Origin of the sequence: Streptomyces sp. NPDC001502, from assembly GCF_042894785.1 — a bacterium.
GTDB classification, from domain to species: Bacteria; Actinomycetota; Actinomycetes; order Streptomycetales; family Streptomycetaceae; genus Streptomyces; species Streptomyces kutzneri.
In genome coordinates this window covers 360,515-380,201 of the sequence record NZ_JBIAVW010000008.1, presented here as the reverse complement: position 1 = coordinate 380,201, position 19,687 = coordinate 360,515, and the positions used below count along the sequence as shown (strand labels likewise).

The 19,687-nt window shown below is 72.7% G+C and carries 21 protein-coding genes and 1 pseudogene; 6 read left to right on the top strand and 16 right to left on the bottom strand.

Going from position 1 to position 19,687, the window contains the following annotated elements:
• The 11 genes from ACFY0D_RS17150 to ACFY0D_RS17100 all read right to left on the bottom strand — a co-directional run.
• A partial coding sequence (locus tag ACFY0D_RS17150) for an ABC transporter substrate-binding protein (RefSeq protein WP_390799088.1) occupies positions 1-473 on the bottom strand: 473 nt, incomplete at its 3' end.
• Between the two features lie 215 nt (positions 474-688).
• The gene (locus ACFY0D_RS17145) at positions 689-2,029 is read right to left on the bottom strand and encodes a sulfate adenylyltransferase subunit 1 (protein ID WP_390799087.1); all 1,341 of its coding nucleotides are present in this window, start codon (positions 2,027-2,029) and stop codon (positions 689-691) included.
• Between the two features lie 2 nt (positions 2,030-2,031).
• Positions 2,032-2,970 carry a sulfate adenylyltransferase subunit CysD gene (cysD, locus tag ACFY0D_RS17140; RefSeq protein ID WP_390799086.1) on the bottom strand — a complete coding sequence of 313 codons (939 nt, stop codon included), beginning with the start codon at positions 2,968-2,970 and terminating at the stop codon, positions 2,032-2,034.
• On the bottom strand, positions 2,967-3,512 hold the full coding sequence (cysC, locus tag ACFY0D_RS17135; protein WP_390799085.1) for an adenylyl-sulfate kinase: 546 nt from the start codon (positions 3,510-3,512) through the stop codon (positions 2,967-2,969). The genes cysD and cysC overlap by 4 nt, the downstream gene beginning before the upstream one ends.
• A 38-nt stretch (positions 3,513-3,550) precedes the next feature.
• Positions 3,551-4,264, bottom strand: coding sequence for a phosphoadenylyl-sulfate reductase (locus ACFY0D_RS17130; RefSeq protein WP_390799084.1), 714 nt, complete (start codon positions 4,262-4,264; stop codon positions 3,551-3,553).
• Positions 4,261-4,458, bottom strand: a complete 198-nt coding sequence (locus tag ACFY0D_RS17125; RefSeq protein WP_229876770.1) for a DpnI domain-containing protein — start codon at positions 4,456-4,458, stop codon at positions 4,261-4,263. Before ACFY0D_RS17125 ends, ACFY0D_RS17130 begins: the two co-directional genes overlap by 4 nt.
• Positions 4,455-6,161 (bottom strand): nitrite/sulfite reductase, encoded by a 1,707-nt coding sequence (locus ACFY0D_RS17120; protein ID WP_390799083.1) that lies wholly within the window; start codon positions 6,159-6,161, stop codon positions 4,455-4,457. Before ACFY0D_RS17120 ends, ACFY0D_RS17125 begins: the two co-directional genes overlap by 4 nt.
• Positions 6,162-6,380: 219 nt before the next feature.
• The gene (locus ACFY0D_RS17115) at positions 6,381-6,464 is read right to left on the bottom strand and encodes a putative leader peptide (protein WP_312847410.1); all 84 of its coding nucleotides are present in this window, start codon (positions 6,462-6,464) and stop codon (positions 6,381-6,383) included.
• Positions 6,465-6,666: 202 nt separating this feature from the next.
• Positions 6,667-7,230, bottom strand: a complete 564-nt coding sequence (locus tag ACFY0D_RS17110) for a GNAT family N-acetyltransferase (protein ID WP_390799082.1) — start codon at positions 7,228-7,230, stop codon at positions 6,667-6,669.
• A gap of 5 nt (positions 7,231-7,235) precedes the next feature.
• The gene (locus ACFY0D_RS17105; protein WP_390799100.1) at positions 7,236-8,498 is read right to left on the bottom strand and encodes a GAF domain-containing protein; all 1,263 of its coding nucleotides are present in this window, start codon (positions 8,496-8,498) and stop codon (positions 7,236-7,238) included.
• A 357-nt stretch (positions 8,499-8,855) separates the two neighbouring features.
• Positions 8,856-10,499 carry an acyl-CoA dehydrogenase family protein gene (locus ACFY0D_RS17100; RefSeq protein ID WP_390799081.1) on the bottom strand — a complete coding sequence of 548 codons (1,644 nt, stop codon included), beginning with the start codon at positions 10,497-10,499 and terminating at the stop codon, positions 8,856-8,858.
• Positions 10,500-10,516: 17 nt separating this feature from the next.
• On the opposite strand from ACFY0D_RS17100, the gene ACFY0D_RS17095 reads away from it, so the two are divergent.
• A complete protein-coding gene (locus ACFY0D_RS17095) occupies positions 10,517-11,632 on the top strand; it encodes a YihY/virulence factor BrkB family protein (RefSeq protein ID WP_301365367.1) in 1,116 nt (371 codons plus the stop codon).
• A 42-nt stretch (positions 11,633-11,674) separates the two neighbouring features.
• On the opposite strand, the pseudogene ACFY0D_RS17090 reads toward ACFY0D_RS17095, so the two are convergent.
• Positions 11,675-12,503: pseudogene (locus ACFY0D_RS17090) on the bottom strand (class I SAM-dependent methyltransferase).
• 193 nt (positions 12,504-12,696) lie between these two features.
• Here ACFY0D_RS17090 and ACFY0D_RS17085 point away from each other — a divergent pair.
• Positions 12,697-13,434: a helix-turn-helix domain-containing protein gene (locus ACFY0D_RS17085; RefSeq protein ID WP_390799080.1), complete on the top strand. Its 738-nt coding sequence runs from the start codon at positions 12,697-12,699 to the stop codon at positions 13,432-13,434.
• Here ACFY0D_RS17085 and ACFY0D_RS17080 read toward each other — a convergent pair.
• Positions 13,365-13,766, bottom strand: a complete 402-nt coding sequence (locus tag ACFY0D_RS17080; protein ID WP_327382610.1) for a VOC family protein — start codon at positions 13,764-13,766, stop codon at positions 13,365-13,367. The two genes, ACFY0D_RS17085 and ACFY0D_RS17080, sit on opposite strands and share 70 nt — an antisense overlap.
• 76 nt (positions 13,767-13,842) lie before the next feature.
• Positions 13,843-14,283, bottom strand: coding sequence for a hypothetical protein (locus tag ACFY0D_RS17075; protein WP_390799079.1), 441 nt, complete (start codon positions 14,281-14,283; stop codon positions 13,843-13,845).
• Between the two features lie 176 nt (positions 14,284-14,459).
• Between ACFY0D_RS17075 and ACFY0D_RS17070 the strand changes: the two genes are divergently transcribed.
• The 4 genes from ACFY0D_RS17070 to rsgA all read left to right on the top strand — a co-directional run bounded on the left by ACFY0D_RS17070 (position 14,460) and on the right by rsgA (position 18,605).
• The gene (locus ACFY0D_RS17070) at positions 14,460-15,737 is read left to right on the top strand and encodes a histidine kinase (protein WP_390799078.1); all 1,278 of its coding nucleotides are present in this window, start codon (positions 14,460-14,462) and stop codon (positions 15,735-15,737) included.
• A complete protein-coding gene (locus ACFY0D_RS17065) occupies positions 15,725-16,381 on the top strand; it encodes a response regulator (protein ID WP_390799077.1) in 657 nt (218 codons plus the stop codon). Before ACFY0D_RS17070 ends, ACFY0D_RS17065 begins: the two co-directional genes overlap by 13 nt.
• Positions 16,378-17,211, top strand: a complete 834-nt coding sequence (locus ACFY0D_RS17060) for a hypothetical protein (protein ID WP_390799076.1) — start codon at positions 16,378-16,380, stop codon at positions 17,209-17,211. The genes ACFY0D_RS17065 and ACFY0D_RS17060 overlap by 4 nt, the downstream gene beginning before the upstream one ends.
• Positions 17,212-17,489: 278 nt before the next feature.
• A complete protein-coding gene (rsgA, locus tag ACFY0D_RS17055) occupies positions 17,490-18,605 on the top strand; it encodes a ribosome small subunit-dependent GTPase A (protein WP_390799075.1) in 1,116 nt (371 codons plus the stop codon).
• A 78-nt stretch (positions 18,606-18,683) separates the two neighbouring features.
• Here the strand turns inward: rsgA and ACFY0D_RS17050 are convergent, their stop codons facing one another.
• Both ACFY0D_RS17050 and ACFY0D_RS17045 read right to left on the bottom strand, forming a co-directional pair.
• Entirely contained in the window at positions 18,684-19,103 is a 420-nt protein-coding gene (locus ACFY0D_RS17050) for a hypothetical protein (RefSeq protein WP_390799074.1), read from the bottom strand.
• Between the two features lie 164 nt (positions 19,104-19,267).
• On the bottom strand, positions 19,268-19,639 hold the full coding sequence (locus ACFY0D_RS17045) for a PPOX class F420-dependent oxidoreductase (protein WP_351154398.1): 372 nt from the start codon (positions 19,637-19,639) through the stop codon (positions 19,268-19,270).
• Positions 19,640-19,687: the final 48 nt, after the last annotated feature.

Sequence of the window (19,687 nt, the reverse complement as noted above, 5' to 3'; positions counted from 1 at the left end):
TCGTCGAGGGTTTTGATCTTGTCCGGGTTCACGACGAGCTTGACGCCGCCGGAGGCGGATCCGGAGATGATGCGCAGGTTGGAGCCCTTGGACTTCACGTAGCCGTTGATGGAGGGGGAGGGGCCGATGAAGCCGATGTCGAGAGAGCCGCCGTTGAGGGCTTCGATCTCGGAGGGGCCGGCGTTGAAGGACTGCGGCTTGATCTTGGTGCCGTTCAGTTCCTTCTCGATCAGGCCTTCCTGGAGGCCGACCAGCGCGGTGGCGTGCGTCAGGTTGGGGAAGTACCCGATACGGACCTCGGAGGCGGAGAGCTTCTTGCCGGCATCGGCCGCGGTGTTGGCGGACTTGTCGTCCTCCTTCTTGGCCTCGGAGCCGTAGCCGCAGGAAGCGAGCGCACCGATCAGGAGCGGCAGGGCGGCGGCGGCGACGATGCCGCGGCGGAAGGCGGTGCGGGTGCTGGCGTTGGCAGGCACGGGAGGACTTCCTCTCGTGACGGCGTCATCTCATGACGCGCGTCTTCGTTCGTGGAGCGATGGCGGAAACGGCTGGTCGGGGGTGTGGGCGCGCATGCGGTGCGCGTACGTCATCGCGCACATCGCGCCACCCCTCCCTGGCCGCTGCCGAGGCGGCCGCTGCCTACGCGGCCGCCCTCCTTGGCGAAGGTGGAGTAGATGTCGGCGGGCATGATCTAGAAGTCCCACCCTTCTTCGTCCGCCTGCACGGTCGTCTCGGCCTTGGAGGCGAAGGACTCGCCCGCCATGCCGGCCGCCAGCGTCGTTCCGTCGGCCGGGTCGATCAGCAGGAAGGACCCGGTGCGGCGCGAGTCGGCGTACGCGTCGAGCGCGAGCGGCTCGGCGGTACGGACGACGACACGGCCGATGTCGTTGGCCACCAGCTGCCCGGGGTTCGGGTGCTGGGACAGGTCGTCCAGGGTCAGCCGCGAGGGGATCTCCTTGACGATCGCCTTGACCGTGCGCGTCGTGTGCTTGATCAGCACCCGGGCGCCGACGGCCAGCGGCTGGTCGGCCACGTGGCACACCGTCGCCTCGACGTCCTGCGTGGTGGCCGGCGCGTTCGCGGACGGCGCGATCAGGTCGCCGCGAGAGATGTCGATGTCGTCCGCGAGGCGCAGCGTCACCGACTGCGGGGCCCAGGCGATGTCCACGCTCTCGCCGAGTGCGTCGATGCCCTCGATGACCGAGGTCCGGCCGGACGGCAGGACCGTCACGGCCTCGCCGACGCGCAGGACGCCGGAGGCGATCTGGCCCGCGTAGCCGCGGTAGTCGGGGTGCTCGGCGGACTGCGGACGGATCACGTACTGCACCGGGAAACGCGCCGGGCAGGCCGTGAGGTCGTGGCTGACCGGGACGGTCTCCAGGTGCTCCAGCACCGTCGGGCCGCCGTACCAGTCCATGTTGGCGGACGCCTCCACCACGTTGTCACCGGCCAGGGCCGAGATCGGGATCGCGGTGATCTCCGGGACGCCCAGGTCCGAGGCGTACGCGGTGAACTCCTCGGCGATGGCGGCGAAGACCGACTCCTGGTAGCCCACCAGGTCCATCTTGTTGACGGCCAGGACCACGTGCGGGACGCGCAGCAGCGCGGCCACGGCCGCGTGCCGGCGGGTCTGCTCGATGACGCCGTTGCGGGCGTCGACGAGGACCACGGCCAGGTCGGCGGTGGAGGCGCCGGTGACCATGTTCCGGGTGTACTGCACGTGCCCGGGGGTGTCCGCGAGGATGAACCGGCGGCGCGCGGTGGCGAAGTAGCGGTACGCGACGTCGATGGTGATGCCCTGCTCCCGCTCGGCCCGCAGGCCGTCGGTCAGCAGCGCGAGGTCGGGGGCGTCCTGACCGCGCTGGGCGGAGACGGCCTCGACGGCCTCCATCTGGTCGGTCAGGACCGACTTGGAGTCGTGCAGCAGCCGGCCCACCAGGGTGGACTTGCCGTCGTCGACGGAACCGGCGGTCGCGAAGCGCAGCAGGGTGGTCGCCGACACATCGGCGAACTGCTCGGTGGTGCTGGTCATTTCTAGAAGTACCCTTCGCGCTTGCGGTCTTCCATCGCGGCCTCGGACATCTTGTCGTCGGCGCGGGTCGCGCCCCGCTCGGTGAGGCGGGAGACGGCGATCTCGGCGATCACGGCGTCCAGCGTGACGGCGTCGGAGTCGACGGCGCCGGTGCAGGACATGTCACCGACGGTCCGGTAGCGGATGAGACGCGTTTCGGGCGTCTCGCTCTCCTTCGGGCCGCCCCACTCGCCGGCCGTCAGCCACATGCCGTTGCGCAGGAACACCTCGCGCTCGTGGGCGAAGTAGATCTCCGGCAGCTCGATGCCCTCGCGGGCGATGTACTGCCAGACGTCCAGCTCGGTCCAGTTCGAGAGCGGGAAGACGCGCACGTGCTCGCCGGGGGCGTGGCGGCCGTTGTAGAGCTGCCACAGCTCGGGGCGCTGGCGGCGCGGGTCCCACTGCGAGAACTCGTCGCGGAGGCTGAACACCCGCTCCTTCGCGCGGGCCTTCTCCTCGTCGCGGCGGCCGCCGCCGAAGACGGCGTCGAACTTCAGGCTCTGGATCGCCTCGGTCAGCGGCAGGGTCTGCAGCGGGTTGCGGGTGCCGTCCGGGCGCTCGCGCAGCTTGCCCGCGTCGATGTACTCCTGGACGGAGGCCACGTGCAGGCGAAGGCCGTGCTTCTCGACCGCACGGTCGCGGTACTCCAGCACCTCGGGGAAGTTGTGGCCCGTGTCGACGTGCAGCAGCGTGAACGGCACCGGCGCCGGCGCGAACGCCTTCAGCGCCAGGTGCAGCATGACGATGGAGTCCTTGCCGCCGGAGAAGAGGATCACCGGCTTCTCGAACTCGCCCGCCACCTCGCGGAAGATGTGCACGGCCTCGGACTCGAGGGCGTCGAGGTGCGACAGCGCGTAGGGCGCATCCGTCTCGTCGTGGACGTGTGCGACGGTCGTCGTCATGCCAGACCCCTCTCGGTGAGCAGCGCGTGCAGGGCCGAAGCCGACTCCTGCACGGTCTGCGTGTGCGACTCGATACGCAGGTCCGGGGATTCCGGAGCCTCGTACGGGTCGTCGACCCCAGTCAGACCGGAGATCTCGCCCGCCGCCTGCTTGGCGTACAGGCCCTTGACGTCACGCTCCGAGCAGACCTCGACCGGGGTGGCGACGTGGACCTCCAGGTACGAGGTGCCCTCGGCGGCGTGCCGCTTGCGGACGGCCTCACGGCTGTCCGCGAACGGTGCGATCACCGGCACCAGCGCCTTGACCCCGTTGCTCGCGAGGAGCTCCGCGACGAAGCCGATCCGCTGCACGTTGGTGTGCCGGTCCTCGCGGGTGAAGCCCAGGCCCGCGGAGAGGAACTCGCGGATCTCGTCCCCGTCGAGCACCTCCACCCGGTGGCCCCCGGCGCGCAGCCGCTCGGCCAGCGCGTAGGCGATGGTGGTCTTGCCCGCGCTCGGCAGCCCGGTCAGCCACACGGTGGCGCCCTGGTCGCTCACGCTCATCTGCTCTGTCTCCGTAAGTTCTTCGCCGGTCGTCGTCATCAGCCGTGCAGTCCGCACTCGGTCTTGCCCCGCCCGGCCCACCGGCCGGCCCGCGCGTCCTCGCCCTCCGCCACGCGGCGGGTGCAGGGGGCGCAGCCGACGGAGGCGTAACCGTCCATCAGCAGCGGGTTGGTGAGCACGCCGTGCTCGGCGACGTACGCGTCCACGTCGTCCTGGGTCCAGCGGGCGATCGGGGAGACCTTGACCTTCTGCCGCTTCTCGTCCCAGCCGACCACCGGGGTGTTCGCCCGGGTCGGGGACTCGTCGCGGCGCAGGCCCGTCGCCCACGCGGCGTACGCCGTCAGGCCCTCTTCCAGCGGCCTGACCTTGCGCAGCGCGCAGCACAGGTCGGGGTCCCGGTCGTGCAGCTTCGGCCCGTACTCGGCGTCCTGCTCGGCGACGCTCTGACGCGGGGTCAGCGTGATGACGTTGACGTCCATCACGGCCTCGACCGCGTCACGGGTGCCGATGGTCTCCTCGAAGTGGTAGCCCGTGTCGAGGAAGACCACGTCCACACCGGGGAGGACCCGCGAGGCCAGGTGGGCGACGACCGCGTCCTCCATGGAGGAGGTCACGGCGAACTTCTTGCCGAAGGTGTCGACCGCCCAGCGCAGGATGTCCGGCGCCGAGGCGTCCTCCAGGTCCCGGCCCGCCTGCTCGGCCAGTGCTTTGAGCTCCCCGGCCGTGAGACGCACGTCTTGAGTCGTGGTCATATCCCGTCCCCTCCCGCTGATCCCGCTGATCCCGCCGAATCCGACTGAACGCCCCGGGCCAGCAGCCCGAGGTACTTCAGCTGGAAGGCTCGGTTGCAGGCCCTGCATTCCCACGCGCCGTGACCCGTCTCGTTGGGAAACAGGTCCTCGTCGCCGCAGTAGGGGCAGTAGAACGGTGCGGCGCGCTCGCTCACGAGAGGCTCTTCTCGTCCGCGCGGGCGACCCACGCCGCGAAGCGCTCGCCGTCCTCGCGCTGCTCCTCGTAGTGCTTGACGACCCGTTCGACGTAGTCGGGCAGACCGGCCGAGGTGACCTTGAGGCCGCGGACCTTGCGGCCGAAGCCGGCCTCCAGGCCGAGGGCGCCGCCCAGGTGGACCTGGTAGCCCTCCACCTGGTTGCCGTCGTCGTCCAGGACCAGCTGGCCCTTGAGACCGATGTCCGCCACCTGGATACGGGCGCAGGCGTTCGGGCAGCCGTTGATGTTGATGGTGAGCGGCTCGGCGAAGTCCGGCAGGCGGCGCTCCAGCTCGTCGATCAGCGAGGCGCCGCGCGCCTTGGTCTCGACGATGGCCAGCTTGCAGAACTCGATGCCGGTGCAGGCCATCGTGCCGCGGCGGAACGGGGACGGCTTGACCCGCAGGTCCAGCGCCTCCAGCGCCCCGACCACCGAGTCGACCTGGTCGGCCTCGATGTCGAGCACGATCATCTTCTGCTCGGCGGTGGTGCGCAGGCGGCCGGAGCCGTGCTGAGCGGCCACGTCCGCGATCTTGGTCAGGGTGGCACCGTCCACGCGGCCCACGCGGGGCGCGAAGCCGACGTAGAACCTGCCGTCCTTCTGCTGGTGGACGCCCACGTGGTCGCGCCACTGGCCGCTCGGCTGCGCGGGCGCGGGGCCGTCGGTCAGCTTGCGCTTCAGGTACTCGTCCTCCAGGACCTGGCGGAACTTGGCCGGGCCCCAGTCGGCGACGAGGAACTTCAGGCGGGCGCGGTTGCGCAGCCGGCGGTAGCCGTAGTCGCGGAAGATCGAGATGACGCCCTCGTAGACGTCCGGGACCTCGTCGAGCGAGACCCAGGTACCCAGGCGCACACCCAGCTTGGGGTTGGTGGACAGACCGCCGCCGACCCAGACGTCGAAGCCGGGACCGTGCTCGGGGTGCTCCACGCCCACGAACGCGATGTCGTTGATCTCGTGCGCCACGTCGAGCAGCGGCGAGCCGGAGATCGCGGACTTGAACTTGCGGGGCAGGTTGGAGAAGTCCTTGTTGCCCACGATGCGGCGGTAGATCTCGTCGATGGCGGGCGTGCCGTCGATGATCTCGTCCTGGGCGATGCCGGCGACGGGCGAACCGAGGATGACGCGGGGCGTGTCACCGCAGGCCTCGGTGGTGGACAGGCCGACGGCCTCCAGCCGGTGCCAGATCTCCGGGACGTCCTCGATCCGGATCCAGTGGTACTGCACGTTCTGGCGGTCGGTGAGGTCGGCGGTGCCGCGCGCGAACTCCTCCGAGATCTCGCCGATCACGCGGAGCTGCTCGGTGGTCAGCCGGCCGCCGTCGATGCGGACGCGCAGCATGAAGTACTCGTCGTCCAGCTCCTCCGGCTCCAGGATCGCGGTCTTGCCGCCGTCGATCCCGGGCTTGCGCTGGGTGTAGAGGCCCCACCAGCGCATACGGCCGCGCAGGTCGTTGGGGTCGATCGAGTCGAAGCCGCGCTTGGAGTAGATCGTCTCGATGCGTGTCCGCACGTTGAGACCGTCGTCGTCCTTTTTGAACTGCTCGTTGCCGTTGAGGGGCGTGTGGTGTCCGACGGCCCACTGGCCCTCGCCGCGGTGACGGCCGGTCTTGCGGCGCGCGGCGGCTGCGGGTGCGGCTGCGGGCGTTTCGGGGGTGGCGGCCATGGCGGTACGTCCTTCTTCGGCGGCTCGATCGAGGCAAGGGCAGGGGGAGGCGGCGGCGCTCCCCTGCGGGCTCGGCGGCTCCGAGCGGGTGTGGCTGATTCCCGCTCCGCGCCGGGGTTGCCGGCGGGCAGGGCGGTACTACGGCCTCAGGGGGCTAGCGGGTGATCGGCGCGTCCGCGGCGGCGGGGACGACGGCGATGTGCGGCGTGGCTGGTTCCGTCAGCGCGCCGGACAGATGGCGCTGGACATGCGGCCGAGGTCGACGTGCCGCCGACTCACCAAGGCAATTCCAGCTCCATTCATGGCGGAAGCGTGTCATGTGCCGATTGGAGGAGTCCACTACTGTCCACGATTCGGACGAACTCGTCTCGACCCGTGGGACAGCGTGACGGGGGTCACCTACCGAACCCGGCCCCGCCGGCCCTGGGGCTCCGCCCCAGACCCCGCGCCTCAAACGCCGGCGGGGCTGAAATCAAGCCCCACCGGCCGACCGGCCCCGGAGGGGCTACGCGCCGGGCCAGGGGCCGGGGGTCGGGGTTTCCACCTTGGACTCCGTCTCCGTCTTGAAGACCTTGAAGCCGCGCCGCTCGTAGTTGCTCATCGCCGTCGGCCCGTCCTGACTGCACGTGTGCACCCACACCCGCCGGGTCGGCTCCCGATCCGGCCAGCGCTCCGCGAGGGACCACGCGCGGGCGACGCCCACCGACAGCAGGTGCCCGCCGATGCGGCGGCCGCGGAAGTCGGGGAGGAGGCCGAAGTACATGATCTCCACCACGCCGTCGCCCTGCGGGTCGAGCTCCACGTACCCGGCCGGCGTGCCCCGGTCGTACGCGACCCAGGTCTCCACCCCCGGCCGCTCCAGCTGCTCCACCCACTGTGCGCGGGTCAGGGAGAGCCGGTCCGTCCAGTGGATGTCGCCGCCCACCGAGGCGTACAGGAAGCGGCTGAACTCGGGGGAGGGGACCTCCGCCCGTGCGATGGATATCTCCGGACCCGCCGGAGCCGCCGGGACGAGGTCCGCCGGAGAGGTCATCTCCAGCGACCAGGTGGTGAGAGTGATGGTGCTCATGCAGCTCAGGGAATCATGCCGGGCCCCGTCCGGCCGAGGCGGGCCCGGACCACCGCGGGCGCGGTCGAGTGCGGGAGCAGCGCCGCCGGGTCCTCGGGCCGGATCAGTTCCACCTCCACGTCCTCCGCGAACCGGTACGGCCGGTGGGTGAGGACGCCCGCGAAGTGGCGGCGTACCCGGGACAGCTCCGCGCGGACCGTCACCGTGCGCGTCGGATCCCCGAACAGCTCCCCGGCCAGCTCCGCCGCCGAGCACCCCCGCGGGCTCTCCGTCAGCAGGAACAGCAGCTCGGCGTGGCGCGGGCTCAGCTCCTGCGACCAGCTCCCGGAAGGTCCGTACACCGTCGCCGACCAGCATCCCGCCCGGCTGAGGTCCAGGACGATCCGGGTCGCCGCCGTGCTGTGACGGTCCTGGGTGACCCGCAGCAGCCAGCCGCCGGGCAGCGGCTCCACCACGCACTCCCCGAGCCGCGGCACCCACACCCGGCCCGGCCCGAAGGCCTTCGGCAGCGGGATCCGCTCCGCCGGGGCCAGGCCCGTGACCGCCGCCGTCCAGCCGTTCGGGTCCACGGCCAGCGCCCGTCCCGGCAGCCGGGCCAGCAGCGGGGCCGCCACCGTCCGCAGCCGCTCCAGCGACTCCAGGTGGCGCAGCCGCAGCTCCCGCTCCGCGAGCCGGGCCACCGAGCTGACCCACGCCAGCGTCGCCGGGTGCATGGTGGCCAGCGGACCGCTGACGTCGACCACGCCCAGCAGCCGCCCGTCGCGCGGGTCCCGTACGGGCGCCCCGGCGCAGGTCCAGTCGTGGTGGCTGGAGACGAAGTGCTCGGCCGAGAACACCTGCACCGGGCGCCGGGCCACCAGGGCGGTGCCGACCCCGTTGGTGCCGACGACGGCCTCGTCCCAGTCGGCCCCGACCGCGAAGCCGAGCCGGTCCGCCTTGCGCAGGATGGAGGAGTGGCCCTCCCGCCAGAGCAGCCGCCCGTCCGCGTCGGCGACGACCATGATGTGCAGGGCCTCGTCCAGGGCGGGCAGCAGCCCCTCACGCAGCACCGGCAGGATCTCCCGCAGCGGCGAGACGTGCCGCCGCTCCTCGGTCTCGGCGGCCGACAGCATCCGCGAGCGCGCGTCCCGGTCCGGATGCACCCCGCCGGCCAGCATCCGGCGCCAGGACTCCGCGATCTCCGGCCGGGGCGCGGCCGGCGGGCGGTCCCCGGCCAGCGCGGCCGCCCGCACGCCCTTGAGCAGACGCGCCGCGGCCCGCGCGTCCATGGCCGAGATGCGTGCGACATCGACCGTGCTGCCTGTGGTGTCGGCCACCGGAACCTCCCCGTGCGAACAGGACGTACGACGCAAGCCGCCCGGGCGGTAGGCGCGTGCCGCTTCCCCGGGCACCCCGACGGACGGCTGCCGACTCAAAGGTTGCAACGGTATGCAACTCTCGCCAAGTCCCGGTCGGCCGACCGAAACTGTCCGGACGCCGCAGAGCGGCGTGCAGGCTCCTCCTCGGGGCTTCGGATCAGGGGTGGTGCCGAGTCGGCGCGGCGCCACCCCTGTACCCGGTGATGGGCCCGGATCCCGGCTGGGAGCGGTTTGGGGACCGCCGTGGAGCCCGACGGGGGCTCTCTCCTAGCCCTGGATCCGCGCCCGTTCCACCACCGATCGCAGGTCGAGGGTGTGCGGCAGCGTGCCGAAGGCCGCGCCCCAGTCGCCGCCCAGCCGCGAGGCGCAGAAGGCGTCCGCGACCTCCGGCGGGGCCCAGCGCACCAGCAGCGACCCCTGGAGCACCAGCGCCATGCGCTCGACGACGCGGCGGGCCCGTGCCTCGATCCCGTCCAGATCCGCGAGATCCGTCAGCAGGTCCTTGATGGCCGAATCCAGCCGGTGGTCCGCGCCCCGGGCCAGGCCGACCTCCTGGAGGAAGGCGTTCAGGGCGTGCGGCTCGCGCTGCAGGGCGCGCAGTACGTCCAGCGCCTGCACGTTGCCCGAGCCCTCCCAGATGGAGTTCAGCGGGGATTCGCGCAGCAGTCTGGGCAGCCCCGACTCCTCGACGTAGCCGTTGCCCCCCAGACATTCCAGGGCCTCCGCCACCATCGGCGTACAGCGCTTGGTCACCCAGTACTTGGCGGCGGGCACGGCGAGGCGCAGGAAGGCCTTCTCCTGCTCCGTCCCGGCGTCGTTGGCGGCCGCCAGCCGCAGGGTCAAGGTGGTGGCGGCCTCCGACTCCAGGGCGAGGTCGGCGAGCACGTTGCGCATCAGCGGCTGGTCGATGAGCGGTGCTCCGAAAGCAGAGCGGTGCTCCGCGTGGTGTACGGCCTGGGACAGCGCCTGCCGCATCAGCGAGGCCGAGCCGATCACGCAGTCCAGCCGGGTCGCCGCGACCATCTCGATGATGGTCCGCACCCCGCGGCCCTCCTCACCGACCCGCCGCGCCCACGTTCCGTCGAATTCCACCTCGCTCGACGCGTTCGACTTGTTGCCCAGCTTGTCCTTCAGCCGCTGGATCGCGAAGACGTTGCGCGTACCGTCCGGCAGCACCCGCGGCACCAGGAAGCACGTCAGTCCGCCCGGGGCCTGCGCCAGCACCAGGAAGCCGTCGCACATCGGCGCCGAGCAGAACCACTTGTGCCCGGTCAGCAGGTACTCGCCGGACGCGTCCAGCGGCACCGCGGCCGTCGTGTTCGCCCGTACGTCGCTGCCGCCCTGCTTCTCCGTCATCCCCATGCCGAAGAGCACACCGCCCTTCTCTGCGGCCGGCCGCAGCCCCTGCTCGTACACGTGCGAGGTCAGGCGCGGCTCCCATTCGGCGGCGAGCACCGGATCGGTGCGCAGCGCCGGCACGGCGGCGTGCGTCATCGAGACCGGGCAGCCGTGCCCGGCCTCGGCCTGCGACCAGATGAAGAACCCGGCGGCCCGGCGCAGATGCCCGGCCGGACGCCCCCAGGCGTCGGTGAGCCCGGACGTCACGGCGTGCCCGAGCAGCCGGTGCCAGGCCGGGTGGAAATCGACCTCGTCGATCCGGTTCCCGTACCGGTCGTGCGTCCGCAGCCTGGGCGGATTCTCGTTCGACTGCACACCCCATTCCTGGGCCTGCGCGGAACCCGCCGCCTGCCCGAGGTCGGTGAGCTCCTGCCTTACCTCGCCGAGGAGTTCGGGATCCGCGGAGGCCAGGTGACGCTCGACGCCCTCGGTGAGGGCCCGATCGCCGCCGTAGACGTCGTACCCCACCAGGGGCGGGGCCTGGTTGCTGACTGTGTGGGTGGTGGCTGCCATGCGGATACCGTAAGGACGTGCAGCCAGCAAAAGAAACACCCGAGCGGATCCCAGGACGGCTCCACCGGGCCCGTGCCCTTTACCGCAACGTCTCGATGCGGAAGATGGGCTGGCTGCTGCTGAAGGACACCGTCAACTCGTGCATCGAGTACCGGATCCTCGGGCTCGCGGCCGAGGCGGCGTTCTTCACGCTGCTCTCGCTGCCCCCGCTCTTCCTGGGCCTGCTGGGTCTGCTCGGCTACGTGGACGGCTGGACGGACACCCGCACCGTCGAAAGCATCGAGGAGAACATCCTGGCGGCGGTCGGCACGGTCCTCTCCGACCGGGGCGTCAACGACATCGCGCGGCCCCTGCTCGACGACGTCACCGGGCGCGGCCGCCCCGACCTGATCTCGCTCGGCTTCGCCTTCGCCCTCTGGTCCGGATCGCGCGCCGTGAACGTCTTCATCGACACCATCACCGTGATGTACGGGCTCGACGGCCAGCGCGGCATCGTCAAGACCCGGCTGCTGGCCTTCCTGCTCTACATCATCGCCCTGCTGATCGGCGCGATCGTGCTGCCGCTGATGGTGGTGGGGCCGGACGCGGTCGTCCGGCTGGTGCCCTGGGGCACCGAAGTGATCGCGGTCCTGTACTGGCCGACCGTGACCTTGCTGTCCATCGCCTTCCTCACGACGCTCTACCACGTGTCCGTGCCCGTGCGCTCGCCGTGGATCGAGGACGTGCCCGGGGCGCTGGTGGCCCTCGCCATGTGGGTGCTGGGCTCGTTCCTGCTGCGGATCTACCTCACCAACACGGTGGAGGGGCCGACGATCTACGGATCACTGGCCGCGCCCGTGGCCGTACTCCTGTGGATCGGCATCTCGGCCTTCGCGGTGCTCGTCGGGGCCGCCGTCAACGCGGCGATCGACCGGGTCTGGCCCTCCGTGGCCACGGCGGCGGCGCGCGAGGCGAACGAGCGGGCCCGGGAGGCGGAGGCTGCCCAGCTGATCGCGCGGGCCGCCGCCTGGCGGGCGATGGCGGAGGGCGAGTCGGAGGACGACGAGGACGACGCGATGCCGTCGGAGTTCCCGGAGCGGTGGTCGAAGTTCCTGCCGCCCGAGGACTACCACTCCCGGCTGCGCAAGCACTGAGCCCACCGGGCCGGACACCCCCCCTGGGGGGTGGCTTCCCGGTCAGGTCGGGCCCTTCACCCCCCACGCGGTGAGCAGGCCGGGGGAGAGCGCGGCGCAGTCCGGTGACTCCAGGTAGCGGATCGCCGCGTCGATCTCCGCGTCGTCGACGAGCCCGGTGGCCGTCATCGGCCCCCGCGCACGCTCCCACGTACCGGCCCAGAACCGGCTGATGGGGCTGCCGGGCAGCAGCGGGGGGACGAGGATCTCGGCCCCCACGGACAGCAGACCGGCCTCCCGCAGGTGCTCGGGATAGCCCGGTACCCAGGAGACGTCGGTGCCCAGGCTGTCCCCGAGCCCCTGCCACATCGCCCGCATCACCCGGCCGTACGTGGTCGCCGGCGCGGCCGGGGTGGTCAGGTCGACCGCGTCGCCGAGGACCAGGACACCGCCCCGGGGCGACCAGGGAGGCGAGCTTGCCGATCATCCGCGGCCAGTTCCGCAGGTGCATCAGCACGAATCGGGCGTGCACCAGCTGGAACCGCCCCGGGCTGAAGTCCAGGGCGGTGATGTCCGCCTCCAGCGGAGTGAGCCCGGGCGCCGGGTGGGCCTTGAGGAAGGCCGTGTCCCGGTCGACGGCGAGGACCTCCGAGACCCCGGCCCGGTCCAGGAGGAGCCGGGCGACCGTACCGGTTCCCGCGCCCACGTCCAGGCAGCGCCAGCCCGGCCCGGCGCCCAGCGCGCGCAGCCGTGCCAGCGTGAAGTCGTCGTAGGCGAGCGCGCCGAGGTCGATGCGGTCGTCCTCGCCCGCCAGCTCCGGCCGGAACACCGCCTCGCCGTAGCGGCCGCCGGCCGCCCCGTCGGGACGCGGCGGCGGGTCGTCGTCGGGCAGGTTCACGTCCGGACCTCTTCACGGGGCGGGGAAAGGGGATGCCGCGGACGCGGCGGATGCGGCCCGCATCGGCCGCATCCGCCGCCCCACCGATCCTCCACCGGCGCCCTCCCGCCCCACCGAGGCGCGCCGGGCCTGATCCGAAAGAGCCGGGCCTGATCCGAAAGGGACGCCCGGTCCTTAACCTGGAGTGGTGTACGAGGAAGCGGTGTCCGCGGCCGTCCCCGGAGCCGTGCTGTGGCGCGCCACCGCGGGCGGCGGCTCGGTGGTGCTGCCCGACGGCTGCATGGACCTGCTCTGGGCCGACGGGCGGCTGCTGGTGGCCGGACCCGACACCGGGCCGCATCCGGCCGGGGAGGTCCCCGGCGGCGCCTTCGCCGGGATCCGGCTCGCGCCGGGCACCGCGCCCGCGCTGATCGGCGTACCGGCGCACGCACTGCGGGACCGGCGCGTCGAGCTGACCGACCTGTGGCCCGCCCGCGCCGCACGCCGGGCGTCCGGGCTGGTCGAGGGGTACGGGGACGCGCGCGCGGGACTCGAAGCACTGGCCCGCGCCCGCGCCGCCGATGCCGGGGCGCCCGACCCGCTGGCCGCCGAGGTCGCGGCCCGGCTCCGCGCGGGGGAGGCGGTGGCCGCCATCGCCCGCGCCGTCGGCCTCGGCGAGCGGCAGCTGCACCGGCGCTCGCTCGACGCCTTCGGGTACGGCCCCCGGACGCTCGGCCGCATCCTGCGGCTGCGCCGCGCCCTGCCCCTGGCCCGCGCTGGCCTGCCGTACGCCGAGGTCGCCTCGGTCGCCGGGTACGCCGACCAGGCGCATCTCTCGCGCGAGGTGCGGGCGCTGGCCGGGACGACCCTGCGGGCCTACGCCGCCGGAGCCGACGGGGCGAAGAGCGAGACCCCGCAGCCGTCCGGGTCGAGGACGACGGCGTAGCGCTGGCCCCAGAAGGCGTCCCAGGGCTTCAGATGCCCGGTGTGCCCGGCGGCGGTCAGTTCGGCGTAGAGCGCGTCCACCTCGGCGGGGGAGTCGCACAGGAAGGCCAGGTCCCGGCGGCCGTCACCGGTGGGCGGGGTCCATGACGGGTCGAAGGAGCGGACGGTGTCCTCCGTGTCCCACGCGATCCGCAGGCCCCCGGGCAGGACGGCCTCCACGTGCGGCAGGCCGTCGGCCTCGGCCGGGACGTCCAGCCCGAGGCGGCGGTAGAAGGCGAGCGAGGCGGCCATGTCGGAGACCACCATGCCGATCAGGTCGAGTCGAGGAGTCATGGCAGCAGGCTAGGCGGGCACCGCCCGTCCGTCTTGAACGAATCGGACACCGGCCGCGCCGTGTCACGTACCGGCATCAGCGCGGCCGGCGCGCCGCCACCACCGCGCAGGCGACCGCCAACGGCAGCTCCGCGCCCGCCGCCAGCAGCAGCGCCACCCCCTGACCGCCGGTCCCGGCCGAGGTCGTGACGTCGAACCAGGCGTCCATCACCAGCAGCGCGGCCGTCGCCGCCGCGACCGGGGACGCCCGGGGATCTCGCCTGCGCAGCAGCGCCCCGGTCCCGGTCAGCCCGGCGGCCAGCATCAGGTCCAGGCCGATCCACGCCGTGGACCAGTGGGAGACCTCGGTGGTCTGCGGCATCGTCTTCGCCAGCACCACCACCCAGGGCAGCAACACCAGTCCGGCGCCGGTGAGTACCGTCGCCGTCCGGGGGGTACGGGCGGTGCGAGGCGTGCGGGCGGTGCGGGCGGTGCGGGCGGTGCGCCAGGCGCGGGGCTGCGGGGCGGCGAAAGCCATGACGAGGGTCTCCTTCCGGCCCGGTGGTCCGTCCCCCGGGCACCCCACCAGCCTCGTCGGCCGGGCCCGCCGGATCAGTAGCCCCATGATCCGGATCGGGGGTGGCGCCAGGTACACCCCCGTGCGGGTGCCCGCACGATGGCAGGCCCCTGATCAGTGCGATTACCGTATGGGGCATGGCAATTCGCGGGGGCGCGCCGAGGCGTACGTACACCTGGATCACGGCGCACGCGCCCTGGTCGGCATGGGCCTGGCGCAACACGGCCTTCACCGCGGCCGCGATCCCGGCCGCCCTGCCCGTGTTCCTCGGTCTCACGTGCACCGTCACGGCGCCCGGCCCCGGCACGATCCCGCCGCTGCTGATCCTGCTGCTCGGCCCGCTCCTCACCCGGCTCCAGCGCAGCCGGTTCCGGGCTCTGCTCGGCCTCGACGTGCCCAAGGTCGCACGGGAGGGCGGCCGGTTCACCCCGAGCGCACTGGTACGGCGGATGCGCTCCGAGGCGACCTGGCGGCAGTACGGCTACCACCTGCTGGTCAGCCCGCTCGCCGCCGTCGCCGGTGCCCTGGTGGTGCTCGCCTGGACCTTCGGCGTCGCCGCCACCTGCATCTACGGCTGGATCTGGATCCTGCCCACGGAGACCCGAACTCCCGCCTGGGGCAACGACTACGACACCATCACCGGCGGCGGCGTCCTGCTGCTGCTCGTTGCGCCCTGGCTCGCCGCCCTCTTCACCCGGCTGGACGCCGTCGCCGCGGCAGCCCTCCTCGGCCCGAACCGGGCCCGCGAACTGGAGCGGCGGGTCGAGGACCTCGCGGAGAGCCGGGCCGGGGTGCTGGACGCCGCCGACCTCGAACGCCGCCGGATCGAACGGGACCTGCACGACGGAGCCCAGCAGCGACTGGTCGCCCTGGCCATGAACCTCGGCATCGCCCGCGCCACCCTCCCCGACCTGCCGGCCGAGGCCAAGGCCGTCATCGACGAGGCGCACCGGGAGGCGAAGGAGGCCATCGAGGAGCTGAACAACCTGGTACGGGGCCTGCATCCGGCCGTACTGGAGGACCGCGGGCTCGACGCCGCGCTCTCCGGGATCGCCGCCCGGGCCCCGTTCCCCGTCGAGCTGACCGTGGACATCGAGCAGCGGCCCGGGGCCACCGTGGAGGCCGTCGCCTATTTCGTGGTCTCGGAGACGCTGGCCAACGTGGCCAAGCACGCCCGGGCAGAACGCTGCCGGGTGCACGTCGTACGCAGTCCGGCGGCCGACCGGCCCGGTCGCGGCGGGGACCTGCTGCGGATCACCGTCACCGACGACGGGGTGGGCGGCGCCGACCCCGCCCGCGGCACCGGTCTGGTGGGACTGCGCAAACGCGTAGGGTCCGTCGACGGAACCATCAGGATCGAAAGCCCCCTCGGGGGTCCGACCGTCATCACCGTGGAGCTGCCGTGCGGGCTGTAATCGCCGAGGACTCCGTCCTGCTGCGCATAGGACTCGTCAAAGTCCTCGAAATGGCCGGATTCGAGGTGGTCGCCGAGACCGGCGACGCCGAGGGTCTGCTCGCCGCCGTCGGAGAACACCGCCCCGAACTGGCCCTCGTGGACGTGCGGATGCCGCCCGGCTTCACCGACGAGGGCGTCCGGGCGGCCCTGATGATCCGCCAGGAGAGCCCCGGCACGGCCGTGCTGCTGCTCTCGCAGTACGTGGAGGAACGCTACGCCGCCGACCTGCTGGCCACCCAGACCCGCGCCGGCATCGGCTACCTGCTCAAGCAACGGGTCGCCGACGTCGAGGAGTTCATAGACGCCCTGCGCCGCGTCGCCTCCGGCGGCACCGCACTCGACCCGCAGGTCGTCGCCCAGCTCCTGCTGCGCCGCGGCGGCGGCCCGGACCCGCTGGGCCGGCTCACCCCGCGCGAGCGCGAGGTACTGGCCCTGATGGCCGAGGGCCGCTCCAACGCCGGGATCGCGGCCGAACTCGTCGTGAGCGAGAGCGCGGTGGCCAAACACATCAACAGCATCTTCGCCAAGCTCGACCTGCCACCGGCCGACGGCGACCACCGCCGGGTCCTCGCGGTCCTGCGCTTCCTGGAGCGCACGCCGTGACCCCGGACGAAACGCCCCGCCGCAGGCACCGCAAGGCCTGGATCACCGCCGCCCTGCTCAGCGCCGTCCTCGTGGTGGCACCGGCCACCTGGCAGGTGTGGTCCTGGGGGAGCACCCGGAGCGACACCCTGAGTGGCGGCAGCGACGGCCGCTCGGTGACCGCGCTGGAGATCGTGGGAGGCGACGCGGACATCACCGTCACCCCCCGCGGCGACCACCAGGTCGGCTACCGGGCCACGGTCAGCTGGTCCCTCAAGGCGCCCACCATCGAGGAGAGCCGGCTCGGCGACACCCTGCGGCTGACCCCGCACTGCTCCGGCGAGGACTTCTGGCCGGCCGCCGGGGCCGGCTGTTCGGTCCGGCTGGCGGTCACCGTACCCGTGGACATCCCCGTCAAGGTGACGACCCGTTCCGGCCGGATCGCGCTCAGCGGCCTGGGCGGCACCGTAGACACCGAGGCCGACTCCGGCCAGGTCGAGATCGCCGGGCTGCGCGGCGCCCTGCGCGCCAAGATCGGCTCGGGCCACCTGCACGCCACCGGACTCTCCTCGGACCGGGCCGAGATCCGGGTCGGCTCGGGGCGGGCCGTCGCCACCTTCGTCACCCCGCCCGACGAGGTCACGGCCCGCGTCGGCTCCGGCCGCCTGGCCCTCACCGTGCCCGCGGCCACCCGCTTCAAGGTCCGCTGCGAGGCCGGAGCCGGCCGCTGCGACGTGCCCGACGCCCTGCGTGACGCCGGGTCGCCCCGCAGCCTGGACATCGAGGCGGGCGTCGGCCGCGCCCAGGCGGCCTACCCGGACGGGCCCTGGGCCGCGCCCGGCGAGTCCTAGGGGGTGCCTTGCCGCACGGGAAGGCCGCCCGAAAAAGAAGTGGTGGCGGTGGGAGCGGGCTTGTTACGGTGGGTCCGTTCCCGCCGACCGGTGGAGGACGACCAGCATGTGCATGGACCCGGAGGTGAGTTCGTTGATGACTGTCATCGCGCAGGGCGCTGCCCGCACTCAGAAGACCATCAATGTCACTTCCGTGGTCTCCGGCTGACCTCACACCTCATCGCGCGCCGCCACCGAGCGAGCGCCCGCGGCCGGGGCCACCCTGTGAAGGGTTTCCCTTGTCTTTCTCCGCTTTCCCGTCCCTCCCGCACACCTCGCTCCCGCACGCCCTCGCCCCCTTCGGCTGGGACGACGCGTGGGAGGCCGAGTTCGCCCCGTACGCAGAGCAGGGCCTCCTGCCCGGCCGCGTCGTACGCGTCGACCGCGGCCAGTGCGACGTCATCACCGCGGACGGCATCGTCCGCGCCGACACCGCCTTCGTCACCCCGCACGACCCGCTCCGGGTCATCTGCACCGGGGACTGGGCTGCCGTCGAGGCGGCCGGCAACCCCCGCTACGTGAAGGCGTACCTGCCGCGCCGGACCGCCTTCGTACGGTCCACCTCCTCGCAGAGGTCCGAGGGGCAGATCCTCGCCGCCAACGTCGACCACGCCATCATCGCGGTCTCCCTCGCCGTCGAGCTGGACCTCGGGCGCATCGAGCGCTTCCTGGCCCTGGCCTGGGAATCGGGGGCGCAGCCGCTGGTCGTCCTCACCAAAGCGGACCTGGTCCCGGACGCGGCGACGCTGGGGCACCTGGTCCAGGACGTGGAGGCCACCGCTCCGGGCGTCCAGGTGCTGACCGTCTCGTCCCTCACGGGGGAGGGTACGGACGTGCTGGCCGCGATCGTCGGCGACGGCACCAGCGTGCTGCTCGGCATCTCGGGCGCCGGCAAGTCCACCCTGGCCAACGCGCTGCTCGGCGCCGAGGTCATGGAGGTGCAGGCGGCCCGCGAGGTCGATGGCAAGGGCCGGCACACCACCACCACGCGCAACCTGCTCGCCCTGCCGGGCGGCGGCGTCCTGATCGACACGCCCGGCCTGCGCGGCGTCGGGCTCTGGGACGCCGAGACCGGGGTCGGCCAGGTCTTCTCGGAGATCGAGGAGTACGCGGAGCGCTGCCGCTTCCACGACTGCGCGCACGAGGCGGAGCCGGGCTGCGCGGTGCTGGCCGCGCTGGAATCCGGCGAGCTCGCGGACCGCCGCCTGGAGAGCTACCGCAAGCTCCTGCGGGAGAACCAGCGGATCGTCGCCAAGACGGACGCCCGGCTGCGGTCGGAGATCCGCCGCGACTGGCGCCTGAAGTCGGCGGAGGGCCGGGCCAACCACGCCGCCAAGCGGGGCGGCCGGGTCTGAGGCGCAGCAGCCGGGGGCGGGGTGCCGCCGGCCGGGACCCCGACCCCGCCCGGGTCACCGCCCCGCCCGGGACAGCCCTCACCGGGTGCTGCGGGTGATCCGCCGGAGCGGCGACAGGGCGTACCCGGCCGTCACGTATCCCACGGCGGCCGACAGAGGGACGAGAGCGGCCAGGACCAGCGCGGTGGACGACACCAGCGAGTCCTGGGGCTGCTGCCGTACGGGGGCCGGACAGGGGTCCGGCCCGCTGTCCGGCGAATCCGGACAGCCGGCGGGCGCCAGTACGATCGCGGACTCCGAACGCAGTTCGAGGACCGGATCGTTGCCCCTGCTCACGGCCTGCACCGCGAGCAGGTGGACCACGGCCAGCAGCGTCGTCCCGGCCAGCATGAACACCCCGCCGTAGAGGCAGGTGAGACGTAAGCGGGTCACGGACGGCCGCTGCGGCGCCATGCCGAGCGAGGCCGCGGAAACGGCCCTTCCCACGGCGTCGGCCACGACGCGGCCCCTGATCCGGATCGGCACCGGTACTCCCCCCTCAAGGCGTCACGAGCCCCGACCCCTCACTCTCGCGCCTCCGCCCCTAAGCAGAGCGTCAGCACCGGGTGCCGTACGGGCATGCGCGGCCACCCGCACACCGGCGGAGCGCGCTCCCGGGGCCGTCAGAGCCCCCACACGTGGACGCGTTCCGGGTGGATCCGGATCACCTCCGGGCTGAAATGGGGGCCCAGCTCGTGCGGACCCGTCTCCAGCGTCGCGCGGCCCCGGATCTCGATGCCGCGCACCTTCCACGGCCTGGTGCTCACCAGGTCGTCCACGACCAGGGACAGCCGGGGGTTCCCGTGCAGGTTGCGCCACTTCTTCGTCGTGCCCATCGCCAGCCCGCCCACCAGGATCGTGCCGTCCTCCTGCGGGAAGAACCCCACCGGGTTCGCCTGCGGCTGCCCGGCCGCGTCCACGGTGGCCAGCCGGCCCAGATGCTGGGAGCGCAGGTATGCCAGCTCCGCCTCGCCGAAACCCTTGAAGTCCGTCATACCGACCACCCTCGCAGCCACCGCCGCCCTCCGCATCGGGCTGCGGAC